Origin of the sequence: Bacillus sp. 22-7, assembly GCF_010628845.1 — a bacterium.
In the GTDB taxonomy this organism is placed as follows: Bacteria; Bacillota; Bacilli; order Bacillales; family Cytobacillaceae; genus Cytobacillus; species Cytobacillus firmus_B.
This window is the reverse complement of sequence record NZ_NJQY01000021.1, coordinates 60,771-80,003: the sequence shown is the minus strand read 5'-3', so window position 1 is coordinate 80,003 and position 19,233 is coordinate 60,771. Positions and strand designations below refer to the sequence as shown.

General features: G+C 32.7%; 16 protein-coding genes. 2 read left to right on the top strand and 14 right to left on the bottom strand.

Translation table 11 applies throughout. From position 1 onward, the window contains the following. Positions 1-26 precede the first annotated feature (26 nt). Together tagU and CE058_RS16275 are read left to right on the top strand one after the other, a co-directional pair. The gene (tagU, locus tag CE058_RS16285) at positions 27-965 is read left to right on the top strand and encodes a polyisoprenyl-teichoic acid--peptidoglycan teichoic acid transferase TagU (RefSeq protein ID WP_163144082.1); all 939 of its coding nucleotides are present in this window, start codon (positions 27-29) and stop codon (positions 963-965) included. 1,882 nt (positions 966-2,847) lie between these two features. After that, the gene (locus tag CE058_RS16275; protein WP_204260548.1) at positions 2,848-4,239 is read left to right on the top strand and encodes a right-handed parallel beta-helix repeat-containing protein; all 1,392 of its coding nucleotides are present in this window, start codon (positions 2,848-2,850) and stop codon (positions 4,237-4,239) included. 340 nt (positions 4,240-4,579) lie between these two features. Here CE058_RS16275 and rfbB read toward each other — a convergent pair whose 3' ends face one another. From rfbB to CE058_RS16205, 14 genes are all read right to left on the bottom strand, one after another. Continuing rightward, positions 4,580-5,599, bottom strand: a complete 1,020-nt coding sequence (gene rfbB, locus CE058_RS16270) for a dTDP-glucose 4,6-dehydratase (protein WP_163144079.1) — start codon at positions 5,597-5,599, stop codon at positions 4,580-4,582. 1 nt (position 5,600) lies between these two features. Then, entirely contained in the window at positions 5,601-6,455 is an 855-nt protein-coding gene (rfbD, locus tag CE058_RS16265; protein WP_163144077.1) for a dTDP-4-dehydrorhamnose reductase, read from the bottom strand. A gap of 4 nt (positions 6,456-6,459) precedes the next feature. Continuing rightward, a complete protein-coding gene (gene rfbC, locus CE058_RS16260; RefSeq protein WP_163144075.1) occupies positions 6,460-7,020 on the bottom strand; it encodes a dTDP-4-dehydrorhamnose 3,5-epimerase in 561 nt (186 codons plus the stop codon). Further along, positions 7,020-7,919: a glucose-1-phosphate thymidylyltransferase RfbA gene (rfbA, locus tag CE058_RS16255; protein ID WP_163144073.1), complete on the bottom strand. Its 900-nt coding sequence runs from the start codon at positions 7,917-7,919 to the stop codon at positions 7,020-7,022. The genes rfbC and rfbA overlap by 1 nt, the downstream gene beginning before the upstream one ends. A 118-nt stretch (positions 7,920-8,037) precedes the next feature. Then, positions 8,038-9,456 (bottom strand): MATE family efflux transporter, encoded by a 1,419-nt coding sequence (locus CE058_RS16250; protein WP_163144071.1) that lies wholly within the window; start codon positions 9,454-9,456, stop codon positions 8,038-8,040. A 170-nt stretch (positions 9,457-9,626) separates the two neighbouring features. Further along, positions 9,627-10,946, bottom strand: a complete 1,320-nt coding sequence (locus CE058_RS16245; protein WP_163144069.1) for a nucleotide sugar dehydrogenase — start codon at positions 10,944-10,946, stop codon at positions 9,627-9,629. A 66-nt stretch (positions 10,947-11,012) separates the two neighbouring features. Then, positions 11,013-12,014 (bottom strand): glycosyltransferase family 2 protein, encoded by a 1,002-nt coding sequence (locus tag CE058_RS16240; RefSeq protein ID WP_163144067.1) that lies wholly within the window; start codon positions 12,012-12,014, stop codon positions 11,013-11,015. After that, entirely contained in the window at positions 12,004-13,176 is a 1,173-nt protein-coding gene (locus CE058_RS16235) for a glycosyltransferase family 4 protein (protein ID WP_163144065.1), read from the bottom strand. Before CE058_RS16235 ends, CE058_RS16240 begins: the two co-directional genes overlap by 11 nt. Before the next feature lie 125 nt (positions 13,177-13,301). Next, entirely contained in the window at positions 13,302-14,627 is a 1,326-nt protein-coding gene (locus CE058_RS16230) for an O-antigen polymerase (RefSeq protein ID WP_163144063.1), read from the bottom strand. A 124-nt stretch (positions 14,628-14,751) separates the two neighbouring features. Further along, positions 14,752-15,642, bottom strand: coding sequence for a glycosyltransferase family 2 protein (locus CE058_RS16225; RefSeq protein WP_163144061.1), 891 nt, complete (start codon positions 15,640-15,642; stop codon positions 14,752-14,754). 144 nt (positions 15,643-15,786) lie between these two features. Continuing rightward, entirely contained in the window at positions 15,787-16,917 is a 1,131-nt protein-coding gene (locus CE058_RS16220) for a glycosyltransferase (RefSeq protein ID WP_163144059.1), read from the bottom strand. Between the two features lie 8 nt (positions 16,918-16,925). Further along, on the bottom strand, positions 16,926-17,783 hold the full coding sequence (locus tag CE058_RS16215) for an NAD-dependent epimerase/dehydratase family protein (RefSeq protein WP_163144057.1): 858 nt from the start codon (positions 17,781-17,783) through the stop codon (positions 16,926-16,928). After that, positions 17,780-18,409 carry a sugar transferase gene (locus tag CE058_RS16210; RefSeq protein ID WP_163144054.1) on the bottom strand — a complete coding sequence of 210 codons (630 nt, stop codon included), beginning with the start codon at positions 18,407-18,409 and terminating at the stop codon, positions 17,780-17,782. The genes CE058_RS16215 and CE058_RS16210 overlap by 4 nt, the downstream gene beginning before the upstream one ends. Before the next feature lie 372 nt (positions 18,410-18,781). Next, entirely contained in the window at positions 18,782-18,976 is a 195-nt protein-coding gene (locus tag CE058_RS16205) for a hypothetical protein (protein WP_163144052.1), read from the bottom strand. Positions 18,977-19,233 lie beyond the last annotated feature (257 nt).

The following is a 19,233-nucleotide window of genomic DNA, read 5'->3' as shown; positions in this document are numbered from 1 at the left end:
TTGTAAAAACGTGGAGGATTTAATAGATGAGAGCAGAAAAAAGAAAGAAAAAGCCGAAATGGCTGAAAGTGATCGGAATCCTATTTTTGGTTTTACTGATTGGCGGCGGCGGATATGCCTTTATGGTCTATAAATCTCTGACAGATGCTGTGGAAACCATGCACCAGCCGATTGACCGGGAAAAATCAGATAAGCGTCCTGAAAAAATTACACTGGCTAAAAAAGAGCCGTTCTCTGTATTGATGCTGGGTGTGGATGAGCGCTCAGGAGATAAAGGCCGCTCTGATACGATGATTGTCCTTTCCGTTAACCCGAATGATAAGTCCATTAAGATGCTCAGCATTCCCCGTGATACGAGAACGGAGATTGTAGGAAAAGGGTTTGAGGATAAAATTAATCATGCCTATGCATTTGGAAATGAAGAGATGTCTATGGCTACTGTTGAGAACTTCCTGGATATTCCGCTGGATTACTATATTAAAGTGAATATGGAAGGGTTTAAGGATATAGTGGATGCTGTAGGTGGCATTACGGTTAATTCATCACTTGCATTTAATCAAAGCGGATATCAATTTAATGAGGGCAGTAATAGCCTTAATGGAGATGCTGCTCTGGCATATGTTCAAATGAGAAAGCAAGACCCTAATGGGGATTTCGGCCGTCAGGATCGTCAGCGCCAAATTATCCAAGGTGTAATTAAAAAGGGGATAAGTGTGAACTCTCTGACAAACTTTGATGATATCTTTGGAGCACTAGGCAAGAATGTGAGAACTAATATGACATTTGCCGAAATGAAAGATATTCAAAAGAATTATAGAAATGCGGCAGGGAATATTGAACAGATGACCATATCCGGTAATGGGCAGACAATAAATAAAATCTGGTACCTGATCATTTCTAGTGATGAGCAGCAGCGAGTTCAAAATGAATTGAAAGCACATCTTGAATTAAAGAAAAAAAAGTGAAAGGTCGGCGCACCTTTCGCTTTATTCATTTAAGATAGGTGGCTTAACAGCCATTTATATTAAAAGTTTGACAAGTCTATTTCTTTGACTCTTAAATCAACAATAACTATAATAAACTGCGTATTCCCATATGCACATTTGGAGATTGCATGGACGTACCCCCTTCCATTTTGGAGGGGATTTTCTTGTTATTTTTCTTTGCCAGGCTCAAACAAATGATAGGTTTCAATCAAACATTTGATTATTATTAATGAAGTAAATTATTAATTAATCTTTTGACTCCTTCACCGATGCATCCGGAAGACCCACTATGACAATGGAATCCACTCCAATCAAGACTTTCACTTCCACATGGACAAGATATCCTTCCATTCCTCTTAGTTATACTGCTACTCTTGCACACATTGCAGCCCCTCCCCAATCAATTGTACGTTTTTTCTACAAACAGTTTATAGTGATTTTCACTGTGTTCCCGGAAATAAGATAAGGTTTTACTGTGGTATACGTGAGGATTTAACTCAAGAAGATAATAAAGGAGGAATAACTGCTCCACTGGTATCCTCCAAGTTTACGACCATCTTGACTTCCAGTAGTTTGCCATGGACATAACGGCTAACTTCCCAAAAATAAGTATCCGTTTCAATGAGCTTTGCACCATAACGGCCCTGAAAAAAATGTACATCTGTTCTCAACCACTAATTTAAATTAACAGCATAGCGGGATTGCATTTCTTTCATGATAGATTGAATATGGTGATAAAGAGTTTCCAGCTGAAGGTCTAAGTGGTTAGCCATGAGGCAATAGGAGTGTAAAATAAAAGGCATCCTGCGGAAATCTCCCAAAATAGTCAAATATGTTTGAAAATCTGCATGATTATGAAAAAAAGCTGCTCTGCGATTTCCTCTGGCAACAATGTGATACATTGCACAAGGATACCAAATCCGTCGTGGCCTAGATATTATAAAAGCTCCTTTAAACAACAGAACAAAACGAGCGTTCGATACCTTGCAGTCATTGACCGACTGATCCATCATTCTCATCTAGTAGTCTTCAACCGCTATAGACATAGTTATAAAGAGAATATATTAAAGAACTGGGTGGCTACATTATTAACTGCGCTTCATGCATCTTTTGCTTGCTAAATAAATATAAAAACTTATGTATAAAGTAGGAAATATTAGTACAAATGCTAACTTTATATCTGAACATAGGGAAGCGGAAGAACGAATTATTGAAATAGTTACACCTAAGTTAATTATGGATGGCAGGGCGTCGAATATACAAGAAAAGGACCTACTATTGGAGATATTGTAGCTAAGAAAGGAAAAGAAGAATGGTATATTGATTATAGATTCATTCGCACACGGGAAGATAATGATAAGCATTTTAGATACGTTAAGCCTACAAGAGAACTTTTATGGAGTAAAGACGATATTACCAAATATACAATAGCAGTAAGCAATGATAAAATATATGAGATCGTGCTTAAATACCAACCTAGATTGATACGGCTTAAAATTACTGCCATGCTTATTAATTTAGAAGAAGGCAAAATAATAGATGAAAAGCAATTAACAAAAGTTGAATTTAAAATTTATGAGAAATAAACCCGCCGAGCACATTAAAGCCAAACGGGTAAATGTCATTTTTCTATTTATTCCTCATGATTTTTCTCAAACCGCCATGAATCCCGACACATTGATATAAGATCGCGTTTAGCGGTCCAGCCTAGTTCCCTCTTTGCTTATGAAGCATCCTCATAGTATGAACCTACCATAGCCCTATGTCCTTCTGTGTTCTTGACTTTTTTGTGAAACCTTTTGTGTACATGCTAGTGTTATAATGTATAAATTATAGTTTCATTTCTCAAAAAGGAGTATTCATGGTGAAATTAACCAGTATTTTGATTAGTTCCTTATTTCTTATTTTGTTATTTATTGTTAAATCTGGTGGATTATCTTATTTATCCTCAGATGATGGTTTGACAGATTATTCAAAGGAAAATAAGTTGGAACAGAAAGCCGTCAATGTAAAATCGTTTGGTGTAATGGGTGACGGTGTAACCGACGATACAAAAGCCCTTCAAAGTGCTATTAATTCGGGTTTGCCTTTATATTTTCCAAAAGGTACTCATTGTGTAATTACATCGGCTTTATCTTCTCCGAACGGAAATATTTTAAAAATAGTAGGTTCGGGAAAAAACAATAGTTCAATTAAGCAATTGACTAAAGGGTTACGAATAATATATATCAACGGAAAGAATACAGAAATATCTAACATTTCATTCTATGGTACAGGTCAAGGCTTTATCGAAGGAGAATCGGAAAATGGAGCATTACTAGATTTTATTGGAAAAGGGGCAGTAATTGATAATTGTAGATTTGAGGATGCAGATTATATAAGTATCCTTGTAAAACCGACAAGTGGAAATGTTATCATTACAAATTCTTTATTCACTAATGCATGGGCTGAAGAAATTGCGTATTGGGCGAATACAGGATTAATTAAAGGAAACGTATTTAAAAATGGACAAAATAATGCGATTGTCACAAGAGGGGCAACAGATGTATTAATTGAAGAAAATATATTTGATAACATAGGGAGAGATATTGACGCATGTATTGATATTAGAAATAGTCACAATAATATATTCCTTCCTAGTAATCGAATTAAAATTCATAATAATATTTTCACTGATTGTTTTTTACCTATTAGCTCATCATCAGAAACTTCAGCAGTTCACAAAGATATTAGTATTACAGATAATGAAATATTTTCTGAAAGTGCACCAACATACGACATTTTAATCAGAATGTATGCAGTTGAAAATATTAAATTTAATAATAATAAAATTTATAAAGGTGGCAAAGTTCGCGCAGTATTGTTAGACGGTGAAAATATAATAGCAAACAATAATGAATTTGATAGTTTACCTGAAGCACTGAATATAAACGCAAATGGTCAAGTGTCTGTTGATGATAATACGTTTAAAAATATAACAGGTAGTGCATTAGTTTTGAGAGGGAAATCAACAAAAAGTTTCGTTTCTGTTAGAGAAAATAAATTTGATTCGGTTGGTATTGGTATTGATACCCCAAGCCTAAATATAGGAAATTTGTTGGTGAATGGTAATTTATTCAAGAACATTGCAACAATGAGCGTAAAAATTAATTATAATATTATTCGCCTTGAAACAGTTGGAAATATATTTGAAGATGGTCATACGAAATCTATACAAATATCAACAGCTCCTACTACCTGGATTAAAGAGTAAAATATTATTATTACTCAAAAAGTAGCGCTACGATAACAGACCAAGCAGCCAAATAGGCAAGCAATTATTTCTTTAACACTATGCTAAATAATTCGGTGTTAGATGTAGGTATTTAGCATGTTTGCCAGATACATCAATTCAAATTTATCATTATCCCCTCTAAACTCTTATTTATGTTATTTAAGATTTTGAACAAATCTTCTCAGTGTAACTATTTACAACTGTCATATTGTTGCATCATGTTTTCTTTATGTTGAAGAAATAATGTCTGCCTTTGAATTTAATAAATTCAAAAACATATAGAAATAAGCCTCCCTCAAAAAGAGGAAGGCTTATTTCATTACTTCGCACTATACTGCTTCTCAAAATACTTCTGATACTCACCGCTAATAATCTGTTCCCACCATTCTTTATTGTCCAAATACCATTGAATGGTTTGAGCGATACCAGTTTCGAAAGTATAAGTAGGTTTCCAACCTAATTGTTCTAATTTAGTTGGGTCAATTGCGTATCTTTTATCATGACCAAGACGATCTTCAACAAACTCAATTAAGTCTTCTGATTTATCTAGAGTCCTAATGATCGTTTTAACAACTTCTAAATTCGTTCGTTCATTATGCCCACCTACGTTATACACTTCTCCAGTTACACCTTCGTGTAATACCAGATCTATGGCAGCGCAATGATCTAACACATGTAACCAATCTCGAATATTCTTACCGTCCCCGTATACTGGTACCTTTTGATCATTCATCACTCTAGAAATAGTAAGAGGGATTAATTTCTCTGGAAAATGATAAGGCCCATAGTTATTGGAACAGCGAGTAATATTTACTGGTAACCCAAATGTCTCGTGGTAAGCACGCACTAATAAATCCGAAGATGCTTTGCTCGCACTATATGGACTGTTCGGTTGTAAAGGGGTATCTTCTGTAAAGAAAGTAGTCGGATCAAAGTCTAGTTCTCCATATACTTCATCTGTAGAAACATGAACAAATTTATTAATATTATTTACTTTTGCCGCATCGAGTAATACTTGTGTTCCAAGAACATTTGTTATAACAAATATTTCTGGATTTGTAATAGAACGGTCAACATGACTCTCTGCTGCAAAATGAACAACATAATCAAACTTTTCCTTCTCAAAAAGAGCTGAAATACTCTCCCGATCAGCAATATCTGCTTTTACAAAATGATAATTTGATTCGTTTTCAAATTCTCTATGTTTTGTTAAATCTCCAGCATATGTTAGTAAATCTAAATTATAGATTTCATATTCAGGGTATTTCTTCACCAAAAACTGAACAAAGTTTCCCCCAATGAAACCTGCTCCACCTGTAACTAGAATTTTCTTTTTCATTTTACTTCACCTCTTGGGATAACTCAGACATATAGCGTGCCAGCGCATCTTGCCACTCTGGTAACGGGTTAAAACCATTTGAAACTAATTTTACTTTAGACATCTGTGAATTTTTTGGTCTAACTGCTCGTGTTGGATATTCTTCAGTAGTAATCGCATTTACTTTTACTTCTCTATTAGACAATTTAAAGATCTCCGATGCAAAATCAGCCCATGTACAGAAACCCTCGTTCGAAGCATGATAGATACCAAAACGATCCGTTTGTACCATATCAATCAATAGACGCGCCAAATCCAACGTATATGTAGGCGAACCGTATTGATCACCTACTACGTTTAATTCATCTCTCGTTTCAGATAGTCTTAGCATTGTTTTGATAAAATTTTTTCCATTTATACCAAAAACCCATGAAATACGAACGATAAAATAGTCATTTAATAAAGATTGAACAATTTGCTCACCTTTATACTTTGTTTCCCCATAATATCCAATCGGATTCGGAGTAGTATCCTCTGAAAAAGGAATTTCCCCTTCTCCATCAAAAACATAGTCCGTACTAATATAGACAAACTTAGCATTCACTTCTTTTGCGGCATTTGCTAGATACTTTGTTCCATGTACATTCACATCATAGCAGCTCTCTTGATCCTCTTCTGCCTTATCCACGGCTGTATACGCAGCACAATGAATAATAGCGTCCGGCTTTACTTTATTGAGATATTCCGAAACCCTATTTTCTTCTGTAATATTTAAATCACTAGAAGTGGTACCAATCATCTCTAGTCCACGCTTAGCACCTTCCCTAACTACATCATAACCAAGCTGCCCACCATAACCCGTTACGAGTACTTTCATTCGCTTATTCACCACTCACGAAATTATTATCAGCATCTTTTAATAGTGGAGCAACCTCATCCTTAGCAGACAATACAGGTTCAACATCGATTGGCCATTCAACACCGATTTCTGGATCATTCCATAATATGCCCCGTTCATACTCTGGAGAGTATACTTCATCTACTTTATATTGAACTTCTACGTCATCCATTAAGGTTATAAATGCATGAGCAAAACCCTTTGGTACTAGCAGTTGCTTTTTGTTTTCGGCACTTAATTCAATTCCAAACCATTCCCCATAAGTTGAACTTCCTTTACGAATATCCACAGCCACATCAAAGATGGAACCCCTTGTACATCTTACAAGCTTTGATTGTGCTTTCGGATTTAACTGGTAATGTAATCCCCGCAAAGTACCTTTTATTGCAGAAAATGAATGATTATCTTGAACAAATTCTAAATCAATACCAAAATCAGTAAGAACTGATTTACTATACGTTTCAGTAAACCATCCACGGTGGTCTCCAAATACTTTGGGTTCTATCACTACAACTTCTTCAAATTTTGTTTTAGTAATCTTCACTATTTTACACCTACTAATTCTTTGTCTACTATTACTTGATCAGCAAGACGCAATAAATATTGACCATATCCATTTTTCTTTAAGGGTTCTGCTAGTTTAATTAATTGCTCTCTTGTAATATAGCCCTTTCGATAAGCAATTTCTTCTAAACATGCAACCTTCAAACTTTGTCGCTTCTCAATCGTTTCAATAAAGGTTGAAGCTTCTAACAATGACTCATGAGTACCCGTATCTAACCAAGCAAAACCACGACCTAGTAATTCAACATGAAGTTCATCTAATTTTAAATACTCTTCATTTACAGTTGTAATTTCTAACTCTCCACGTTCTGATGGCTTAATATTCTTGGCAATCTCAACAACTCGATTGTCATAAAAATATAGTCCTGTAACAGCATATAAAGATTTTGGTACTTTTGGCTTTTCTTCAATCGAAACAGCTTTACCATCACCATCAAACTCGACGACACCAAACCTTTCTGGATCTTTTACATTATAACCAAAAACTGTTGCCCCTGTTTCTCTTGAAGCCACTTTTTCCAATAGTCTCGTAAAACCATGTCCATAAAAAATATTGTCACCTAAGATTAGTGCAACATTGTCATCACCAATAAAGTCCTCTCCTATGATGAAAGCCTGTGCCAATCCATCCGGTGAAGGTTGAACAGCATAGCTTAAGTTTATCCCTAATTCTGAACCATCTCCTAATAACTGTTCAAAGCGTGGAGTATCACTTGGTGTTGAAATAATTAGTATCTCTCTAATCCCCGCTAACATTAAAATGGATAATGGGTAATAAATCATTGGTTTATCATAAATGGGGATTAATTGTTTTGAAATGGATCTTGTAATTGGATAAAGCCTAGTACCGCTTCCTCCTGCTAAAATAATTCCTTTCATTTTAACACCTCTAAAATTTTTTTTAAAAAACTAGTGGAACACTCAGTAAATACTTCAAAACTATTGATAGCTAATTACAGTATTTATAATAGTTTAAATATACAAATCTATGGTACTTTTAACCTTTTATTAAATATTTTATATTAATAACTGTTTCTTTAATTTCTCTTCTTTTAATTACCAAATAAAAACCATAACCGACTAGATAAAGTGCTATACCTATCCATGAGGATATATACCAACCGGTTAAAATAAATATTATTATCATTGCCGATTCAAGTAATATATCTTTATATACGGAGACATTAAGTAACTTTGAAAGAAGAATTTCTGCCAATACACATCGGAAAGCCAAAAGCACAACAATCGTTAAAACAGCCAATGATAAATTCACATAAACCACTGTAAAAAGAAGTGAAAGAATAATGCTTAAAATAACTGATGAAAGGTTTATAGTAAGCATTAGTTTCTCTTTTCTCAATGTTTTTAAATAAGTATTAATCAACAAAGCCATTTTACCCTCATAAACACATATTGGAAAAAGAAGTGCCATATACAAAAGACTCTCTGCATATTGTGGTAACCAAGCTGTTAAAGCAATCTTCAAAGGATAGTAAGACACAATTAACCCCAACAGAGGTACCACTAAGAAACTTCTCATGACTCTATAAATCTTAGGAAGGTTTTCTTTATCCGTCCTTCTCAAGACTGGAAACATAATGATTCCAACTGAATTAATAAATACCATCATTAGATTAGACACACTCAATGTTAGTGATACCTTACCGAACGTGGAAACATCCCATGTACGCTCAATCCCAAATCGAACAATTCCTATAACCAGTATGCTCGCTATATTAGCAAACATTAGCTTTATTCCAATACTAATGTTTTCAAATGTTTCTTTTATATCCAAATAAAGATTGCTGATTTTTTTGAATACAATTTCTCTACAACAATAAGTTGCATATATTAAAGATAAAAGTTTTCCTAATATATCAGCAAATATCAACAATTCAAATTGCCTTACGCCAACTAATAAAAATAAAATAATTAAAAAGCAGTAAAGCAACTTTTCCATCATTGTTATTTGTGCAAACTCTTTAATTCTATTTGTACCTTGCAATATATAAATTAACATATATCTGACATTTACTAAAAACATACAAAATGCAGTCATGTTAAGAATAAATACACGATTATCATTTGAATTAAGTGCAGTCGAAAGTACAATAATAATAGCTCCTAAAAAGAACTGAAGGATTACTAACGTCCAAAACTGCGAAAAGAATAGTTTTTTATTTAATTCCTTATATTCTTTGCCACCATATCTGAGATACACCCCATCATTCCAACCAAAATGTAAAAATCCCACATAAGAAGAATAAAAAAGATATAGCTGCCAATATCCATATTCTTCTACTCCTATTAATTTTGGAACTAGTAGTATGACTATTGTAGAAATCAACATTGATATTAGGTTTGAAGATAGAGTGTATGAAAAGTTTCTAATAAAAGTAATTGCCTTATTATTCAATAAGCATCCCTCGATCTTAATAACATATTTAGTTGTTAGAATAGCAATATAATCTAAATTCGTATTTAAATAAGTTCTGGTTTTCTCATTCGTGGAATTTTCTACAAGTTAGTACGAAAATCTATATAAATCTAACATCTTTAATTATTACAGGAATGCTCAGAAGAGAATTATAATCTCCAATAACTATATCCTTTCTCTTCAATCTCATATCTATTAAAGATACTTTTTACATCTATAAAAACTTTGTCCTTATTATCAAAGTCACCGTACAATGAGTCAATTTCATCCCAACTCATTTGCTTAAATACATCATGAGCAACCGCAAGCACAAGACAATCAGCATCTTTAACATCTTCCAAGTCTTTTAGATCAATTCCGTATTGGTGCTTAGCTTCACCGGCATCCGCTTGGGGATCAACAACAACTGGTTCAATACCATATTCTCTTAAGCTGTCAATAATATCTATAACTTTAGAGTTTCGTGTATCTGGTGTATTCTCTTTAAAAGTAATCCCGAGAATTACAATTTTTGATTGTGCTACTACCTTGTTGGCTAATATTAATTTTTTTATAATTGCATCAGCTACAAATTTACCCATGTTATCATTGATTTTCCTACCTGATAAAATTATCTGACTATGATATCCTAGTTTTTCAGCTTCATACACAAAGTAGTAAGGGTCTACACCTATACAGTGTCCTCCTACAAGTCCAGGATAGAACTTAAGTGCATTCCATTTTGTGTTCATAGCATCAATGACTTCTTTTGTGTCTATTCCCATTCGGTCAAACACCATTGCAAGCTCATTCATAAAAGCTATGTTAATATCTCGTTGGCTATTTTCTACAACCTTGGCAGCTTCAGCTACTTTAATTGACCCTGCCCTATAAACCCCAGCTTCAATTATTAATTCATAAATTTTTGCTATTACATCAAGACTCTCAGAATCCATGCCAGATACAATTTTAATGATATTTTCTAGTTTATGGACCTTATCTCCAGGATTAATTCTTTCCGGTGAATACCCAATTTTGAAATCAATTCCGCATTTAAGGCCAGACTCTTTTTCTAGAATTGGAACACATATATCTTCAGTGACACCAGGGTAAACTGTTGATTCATACACAACAATGGATCCTTTAGTGAGATTCCTCCCTATTATCCTACTTGCTCCTTCAACCGGATAGAGGTCGGGTGTTTTATCTGAGTTAATAGGAGTAGGTACAGCTACGATGTGGAATTTAGCCTCTTTAATTTTTGTTTCATCAGACGTAAATTCAACTGTAGTATTTTTAATTTCTTCATTACCAACTTCTTTTGTGGGATCAACCCCTGATTTGTATAACTCAACTTTTTGCTTATTTAGATCAAACCCTATTACATCAACTTTTTTTGCAAAAGCAACGGCTATTGGCATACCTACATAACCAAGCCCTATTACTGCGATTTTCTCTTCATTGTTTCGAATTTTTTCATATAAATTCACCTTTAACTACCTCTCTTCTTTACATATGGCTAAAATAGACCTTCCTGTCGATCTAGGCTTAAGCGACTATGCACATATTTTCAATAGTGATTTATAAAAGGTATGCGAATACAACCAAATCACTAGAGCCCTTTTAGGCCGATATACTAGCCCTTTTAAAAACAAAGAAAAGGAGTACTTGCAAATAAACCTTTCAAAAATACCGATTCTCTTTAAGTATTCAATTTTCTCTAGTCTTGTCATTTCATCAATATGATTTAATGTATAAGAGACCTGTATAATATAACTACTTATACTTTCTATCATCAGCTCAGGATCCCTATTTACCTTTAATTCGGTAATTAACTCATTTTCCTTTTTTGCATTTAATAAAAAAGGATTGAGTTTTTCAACAGAAAATTTACATACTGTACTATGATTGAATCTTTTGAAATGTGTATAGTGTTCATCAGGATTTATAACAAGTTTTTTTATATATTTAAATATTGATAAATTAAAATCAATATCTTCTCCACCAAATTTGAAGGCCCTATCAAAGAATAAATTATTATCTAATATTATGTCTTTTCTAATAAGCGAATCCCAAACATAAACAAAGATATTATTCCTTTTTAATGTTAAATAGTCTTTCGATATTCCATTCTTGTCAATTACTTGGAACGGAAGATCCCTAATTGGAATTTTTCGCTTTGACTTATTAGAGATTTCATAATACGAAACCCCATATTTAACTATATCCGCATCATATTGCTTAGCAATTTTGAAATTATCTTCTAATAAATTTCCAGAAAAAATATCATCATTATCTGAAAATGCTATATACTCCCCTTTAGCTACTCTTAAACCTGCATTCCTTGCATCTGAAATCCCACCATTATCCTTATGAATAACGACTACCCTAGCATCCTTTTGGGCAAATTCGTCGCAAATACTACCTGAATTATCCTTTGAGCCATCATTAATTAAAATCAATTCGAAATTCTCATAACTTTGATTAAGTATACTTTTTATTGCATCAGATAAGTATTCCTCTGAATTATATACTGGCATTATAATACTAATATCCATCATTAAGCCCCCTTTCCCTATTTTTTTTCACTTTTACAGTTTTATAAGCATCCATTACTTTTGTTGCTGTTTCTGTAATCGAAAATTTATTTGTTGCAGTTGAGTAAGCATTTTCAACAATCTGTTTACTTAGTTTTTTATTTTGTATAACATAAATAATTTTCTCTACTAAATCCATAAGGTCCCCTTGTTTATATAAAAAACCATTAACTCCATCTTCAATAAGTTCCAACGTTCCGCCGATGTTAGATCCTATTACAATTTGCTTATTAAACATAGCCTCAATGGTAACTCTCCCAAATGCTTCACTTTTTGAACATACCAAGGCAATGTCGCAATTTTTCCTAATATCTGTTACATCAGACTGATATCCGCAAAACTCTATAATATTATGAATAGAATGCATATTTATAAAATCTTCTATTTCTTTCATATACTGATGATCAACAACTTGTCCTACTACTTTGAGATTAATATTTTTCATTCCTTGATTATATAAGTATTCAACAGCACGTACTGCATCAAGCTGACCCTTTCCCGAATAAATTGCCCCTACAATGACAAGCGTTATCTTTTCTGGAAACAAAAAATCTCTTTCATTATTCTGGTAACTACTTGGGAATGTAAGGCCGTTATATATTACTTTTAATCTGGCTTCGTCGAATACTTTTGAGTAAACATTATAAGCTGCCTTAGAAATACCAAACATTAAAGTTGAATTCCCAACAACATCATAAACCAATGTTTTATTATAAAACTTTAAACTAAGTTCTTCTGGAAACTCTCTCAAATGCCATACATATGGTTTCTCATTTTTCTTCAGCAATCTTGCACCAACACCATACACAATAGAATTGTAGTGTACAATATCAAAACCTTCACTAACTATATAATTATAAAATTTATATTCTGCAAAAAAGTTAACAATTTGCTTGTATATTTTCTTCCATTTTTTCTCCTTCCCCTTTACCCCTGCCCATGTTCCAGAATAAATAACTTTATAATTAATGCCCTTTTCTATTAATGCATTTTCCAATTCACCATGCCTTGGTATCACCACAGTAACACTTTGCCCTTGATCCACTAATGCACCAGATAAGTCCAAAAGTGACCTATTTGCACCAGATAAATCATTTAAATGTGCAACTAAACATATTTTCATATTTGTGATACCCCCTTTCTGAATTAACCCCGCACTACTAACTTCATTATTCTAAAAGTTATTTACTAAAAAATAAGACTACCACTATATGGTTTTAATAGCTGAAAAATATATAAAATACAATGCTAGAATTTTATTTTAACTTTTAGCAACACAAAATATAAAAAAACTAAATATCCAATTCTAAGGAAATAACCTAATGATAAGACATTCATAAAAAATCTTTCTTCAATAGAGGACTCGATAATTGTCTGAAAAACTATTGCAAAAATAACAATATTTATAGATGGTTTATTTTTAACCTTAATGTTTAAATAGAGAAATGAATAAATTGCGCCTAAAAACATTTCTATAATAAGAAAGCCAAGGTATGAAAAATCCTTAATATACCTCATATATGAAGTATAAATATTTGTTTCATATCCCCCGATATTTACAAAATCAGCTATTCGTATTAAATTTGGAACATCAAAACCAAATCTTTGCAATATATCATAAATTCCAAATAAAGTATTCTCACCAAAAAAGTTCGAAAAATTATTAGTATAATTCTGCAAAAAAATGTCGAATGCAACAATTGGTGAGCCCACATAAATCGATATTGTCTCAAGTAAATTTAACTTAGCAGTTTTCCCAGTAAAATTACCTAAAAAGTAAAACACAACTAACATTACAATAAAAGTTATTATACCCACTTTTATATACTTTGAGTTTTTAGAATTACTCCAACCCGCTTTAATTTGATAAAATATTACACTAATTAAGAATAAAGAACTGACTAAATATATAAATTGCGTTCTTCCACCAGTAAGAACTACTTGGATTAAATAGATTACTATCGGAAGAATATATAAGATTAACCTTTTTCTATACTTTAGAATGATGGTATTGTATAGAACCACGTATATCATCAAATAAGCATAAGAGTAAGAAATTATAACAGCTTGACCTAACAATTTATTTGTACTAACACTTTCAGCAATATTAGTCGTTGTTGCAATTCTTGCATAACGCAGCATCGGTAAGTCGGATGATACTGTAAAACCAGCAGCATACGCAAAATCTAAAACCTGCTTGTAATAAAAATACGTAACAATTAACATAAAAATTATAAAAAACAACAAAATAGAGGTGTGTATATTAATAGGTTTTCTTTCATTATTTTCGTGTTTATTTAGAAGTTGGTTTTTTTTTCTATCGAGCATTTTTTTTTGATATAACTTTCTAACAAATAATTCACCGAAACCGAAAGAAAATAAACCTAGTCCAATTACTAAAATTGTTATAGCACTTAATTGGACATTCCACGATTCAATATTTGGAATGACGAATAAAGCACTTAAAAGGAACATACAACAACTTATTACCCAAGGAGATAATAAATCTTTTCCAGTTATAAAATAACTTATAATTAATATTATTATTAAAAATAATATAAGTAGATATATCATTGATTAGCCCACTTTCGTTTACTGTTTATTTCGGCTAAAAATGTTCATCTAAAAGTACAATTTAAACAAATATTGTTATATCTTAATGGAATTTAATTTACCAAAGCATTCCTAATTTCTAGGCTTACTTGATATATTTAATAACTTTAAATTTAAATCCATCTTTAAAGCCAAGTATTAAACTGTGTAATAATTTGAATTTGTTTTTTTCAACAAAAGGTTTTGGTAGCGACATCACCATTGTAAATGAAACACTCTTCATCATAGGTATATATTGGCTATATTTCCTAGCTATAATTATATTATTTCGCGTCATATAGTATTGTCTCAATAGTGAATGGTTACTTCGGTAATATCGTTTTATAGTCCACTTTCCAGAATTATCCTTATGCGGACGCATTATACAGGTCGGTTCAGCATGTCCTACTTCTTGCAATAAATATTCACGATTAACTCTTATTTGTTTATAACCGTTTAATTTTAGTCTAATACTATAATCAATATCCACAGCGTCTATGAAAAGATCATCGTAAAATCTACCTACTTTTTCCCATGTTTTTAATCTGATCAAAGACCCCGAAGTTATAGCCCAATTTACAGCAGAAGTTTCTGGCAACTTAAGTTCAGAATACTCATCAAATGATAGTTTATTAATGTCAATTATATACGGTGTAAGTAAGGCAACTGATTCATCCGATATATATTTTTTATAAGACTCAATAAGGTTTGGACTACAAACGCTATCCTGGTCTAACAGTAATACCCATTCATACTCATTTTTTTCTGCTATCTCACATATTTGGTTTAATGCTGTTGCAATACCTTTATTTTCATTATTTCTTACAATAATAAACTCTTCAGATAGCTCATATTCCTTAAGAATTTGATCCGAATTATTCGAATTGTTATCTATCAAAATAATCTTATTCACTTGTTCCTTTATTGCAGCTATATTATCTGTTAATCTATCAATTTCTGGGTTAAATAGAACTATTCCTGCACAACAATAATTCATGCTTATTTCTCCTTACCTTTTTGAACAAAGTGATTTAAAATACTTCATAATATAAGATAAAAATGCACCTAATAAAGCTTACTCACAAAAACGGGCAAGATACGCTACATATATTTTATTTAACATTTCCATAATCTAATATTATCAAGTTAGATACTTAACCCAATCGTTTAGTTTTTTGTTAAACGCTTCTAAAGAAAATAAACTATTAAATACCTTCGCTGTATTTTCTCTCATAGCCCGCAGTTCGGTGATTTCAACACTAGCTACCTTTCTGGAAACATATTCTAAATTATCAGATGTAACATTAAAACCTATATTATATTTCTCAACTAATTTAGATGTGTCAGCTTGTATATTATTTAGGATTGGTAATCCAGCTTGAAAATAGTCAATTGACTTCATCGTAAGGCCTACACAAACCGTACTTCTCATCATATTTATTCCAAAAGAACATTTGTCAAAAATCTCTTTCTTCTTTTCATCTTCATAAATTTTCCCATAATATTTTACATTTACTCCGACCTTCTTTATATCTTCTATAAATTGTTCTCTTTTTTCCCCATCACCAATAATGTGTAAAGTAACAGGTTTAAGTTTATTAATTGCCTCTAATAGTTGAACTATTGAAGGGATGTCTATAATACTATTAATTGATCCTAAATAGCAGACATTTACTGTGCTTGCATTTATTTGAGGGTCACTCCCTAGTTTACTTTTCTCTTTAGCCAGATATAATATGTCAGTATTCATTTTTTCTAATATAGGATTAAGTTTTTCTTGATACAGCCCACATTCTGTGAAGATTACATCTGCAACATTGAGGTTATCGTCTCTTAACCTTCTCCAATATTTAAATGGCGCTGCTAACATTTTCTTAGACGTAATTGAAGGAAACGTTTCAGGCCATAAATCGTAAATATCATAAACCAACTTCACCTTATTTTCTCTTTTATACTTAGTGGCATACCGCGCAAGAAAATTTGGTGGTAACATCACGTATAGTAGATCGGGGTTGATTTTTTTCACTTCTTTAAAAGCATCTTTTGCAAAAAAATAATGAGATAATAATCGTTGTGCTGATAGGTTTTTATAATAAGTTTTAACCTGTACTTGAATTGTATTTGGTCTATTAATTGAATATCTAACCTTATCGATATGATTAAAGTCAGATGTGATATAAATAACGTCGTATCCTATATTTCTCAGAAATTGTTCTACATACTTTAATCTGTTATCGTAATAGTTAAAACAGCTAATAAGAACTGCCTTCATACTAATATCTACTCCCAGCCCACTTCGGTTCTTTTTATTGATTCTTCAAAACCGATAACCATATAATTTGTTTTATATTCAGACATGCTCTTTTCGTAAACCAAACTACCAAACACCTTATTAACTAATCCAATTCTTCTTCCAATTAAGTTTATAATTGGATTAACTAACTTTGTCATTAACATCTTCTTCTCATGTAACCTAGAAATGAGAAATGCCATTTCACTACTATTTACGTACTCTGCATTCTGTGGGAAAAACACGCCACTCCCATGATCATCAATTAACAACCTAACAAACTCAGACAGATTATCAATATAAATCATACTACGTTTATTTTCTATACTAGGAAAGAAAGGAATTTTCACTGCAAGGTTTGATAATCTAACATAGTTACCTTTACATTCTTTACCATAAATCATAGGTGGGCGAATTATTGCAACTTTATAATTATCACGCTCTAAAGGTTTTATTAGTTCTTCTGCCTGAAGTTTTGACTTCCCATAATTACTTTTAGGATTGAGCGAAGAGCTTTTATCAATCACTCCATATTCAATTCCATAAACACTCATTGAGCTTAAAAATATGAACTGTTTGACCCCTTCCAATTTGGCCTTATACGCAACTTCATATGCCAGATCGCGATTTACTTTGTAATACATATCAGCATTTTCTTTTGTTTCTTTAATATGTGCTATCCCAGCAGCATGAAACACAATGTCATATTCAGAGAAATCTTTTTCCTTCCAGTATTCATTTCTCAAACTGATTGAATCTATTGAATATCTATCAGGATAATTTTCAAGCCACTTTTCAAGGCTCTTACCCACATAGCTGTTTTTTCCTGTTATCAATATTTTTTTCATTTAGTAATGCTCTCCTTAGTACTCGCTACTTCTTTCCCTGCTCCAGTTCCACCTTCGACAACACCGTCACTTTTCATAACACTAACGATGGTCCCAAAGAAACACTTAACATCCATCCAAAGGTTAATCTTCTCAACATAATCCCCATCCAACCTTGCCTTAACGTCAATAGGAAGTTCATCTCTACCATTAATTTGAGCCCATCCCGTCAGCCCCGGCGGTACATCATTAGCACGATACTTATCACGCTCTGCTATCAAATCATACTGGTTCCAAAGTGCTGGCCTCGGGCCGATAATACTCATCTGCCCAACAAAGATATTCCAAATCTGCGGAAGCTCATCAAGTGAAGTCTTTCTCAGGAATTTACCCATTTTTGTAATGTACTGATCTGGGTTTTCTAATAAATGAGTGGGAGTATCCTTCGGCGTATCAATTCTCATGGTACGAAATTTCAATATGTTGAAATGTGTCTTGTTAATTCCTACACGCTTTTGCTTAAACAGAACTGGGCCTTTTGATTCGAGCTTTATAGCAATAATTAGAATCAAAAAAATTGGTAATAATACTATAAGTCCAATTAAAGAAAGAATGATATCTATCAATCTTTTAACCTTCATATACATCCAGCTACACTCCTTAAAATTTTTTCTTTAGTAAATTAGGACTTAATTGGAAACTGAATTCACTTTCCAACCAACTACTAATCCACTAAGCTTATCTACTTCTGATACCTACCTCGTAATATCTATTCAATCTACCAAACAAATACGAAATAGATATTTACCTTTTAAGCACCTTAAACCGAGTGTGTTCCTAATATATATACCATTAAATCAATCTATAAATTTCACTAAAAACGCCTCGAACACCTATCCCGCAAGGTTTCTAACGTTCATTCTAGCTACGATACTCAGTTCCCCACGACCATTCAATTCAACTAAAGCGCAACTCCTACAATATGGTACACCTTCATCATCAGGACATACATCTCCATCTTAAGAATGAAGATATTGTAGAAACACCACTTGTGAATGCTCTAAAGACTCTAACCCCAAATAAGCTTCATAATATCTCCCCACCACAGCGATATTAACATTACAGACGTCAACCTTAGATTTTTCAATCATACCCAATACAGAAGGCAAAGCAATTCCTGCCATTATTCCAACAATGCGATAACCAATATTCATCTATCAAAGTAAATCCTTTATCTTCTTTCACCTCCATCTCCTCCTTACGGGTAAACCATTTCCGAAATAAAATTTGAGCTATAAAACATAGCTCGAAGAGCTATCCTTATACTTCTATAAATCATAAATTCATTTGCATCAGGCTTTCCGTAAAATAGTAAAAAAGGAAAAGCCTAGGACATCTAACCCCGCCTCACGCCACACCACTGACAACCCATCGTGTCTAAGGTTTCATACTAACCCACAGCATAGCCGAG

Bases quoted from the DNA above. Each gene is read 5' to 3' on its own strand.
- CE058_RS16235 (WP_163144065.1), bottom strand. From the start codon at position 13,176: ATGAAAATATGTTTAGTTGCACATTTAAATGATTTATCTGGTGCAAAT.
- CE058_RS16240 (WP_163144067.1), bottom strand. From the start codon at position 12,014: ATGGATATTAGTATTATAATGCCAGTATATAATTCAGAGGAATACTTA.
- CE058_RS16225 (WP_163144061.1), bottom strand. From the start codon at position 15,642: ATGAATTATTGTTGTGCAGGAATAGTTCTATTTAACCCAGAAATTGAT.
- CE058_RS16205 (WP_163144052.1), bottom strand. From the start codon at position 18,976: ATGAATATTGGTTATCGCATTGTTGGAATAATGGCAGGAATTGCTTTG.
- CE058_RS16215 (WP_163144057.1), bottom strand. From the start codon at position 17,783: ATGAAAAAAATATTGATAACAGGAAAAAACAGCTATGTGGGTAAGAGC.
- CE058_RS16230 (WP_163144063.1), bottom strand. From the start codon at position 14,627: ATGATATATCTACTTATATTATTTTTAATAATAATATTAATTATAAGT.
- CE058_RS16220 (WP_163144059.1), bottom strand. From the start codon at position 16,917: ATGAAGGCAGTTCTTATTAGCTGTTTTAACTATTACGATAACAGATTA.
- rfbA (WP_163144073.1), bottom strand. From the start codon at position 7,919: ATGAAAGGAATTATTTTAGCAGGAGGAAGCGGTACTAGGCTTTATCCA.
- tagU (WP_163144082.1), top strand. From the start codon at position 27: ATGAGAGCAGAAAAAAGAAAGAAAAAGCCGAAATGGCTGAAAGTGATC.
- rfbD (WP_163144077.1), bottom strand. From the start codon at position 6,455: ATGAAAGTACTCGTAACGGGTTATGGTGGGCAGCTTGGTTATGATGTA.
- rfbB (WP_163144079.1), bottom strand. From the start codon at position 5,599: ATGAAAAAGAAAATTCTAGTTACAGGTGGAGCAGGTTTCATTGGGGGA.
- CE058_RS16210 (WP_163144054.1), bottom strand. From the start codon at position 18,409: ATGTATATGAAGGTTAAAAGATTGATAGATATCATTCTTTCTTTAATT.
- CE058_RS16275 (WP_204260548.1), top strand. From the start codon at position 2,848: ATGGTGAAATTAACCAGTATTTTGATTAGTTCCTTATTTCTTATTTTG.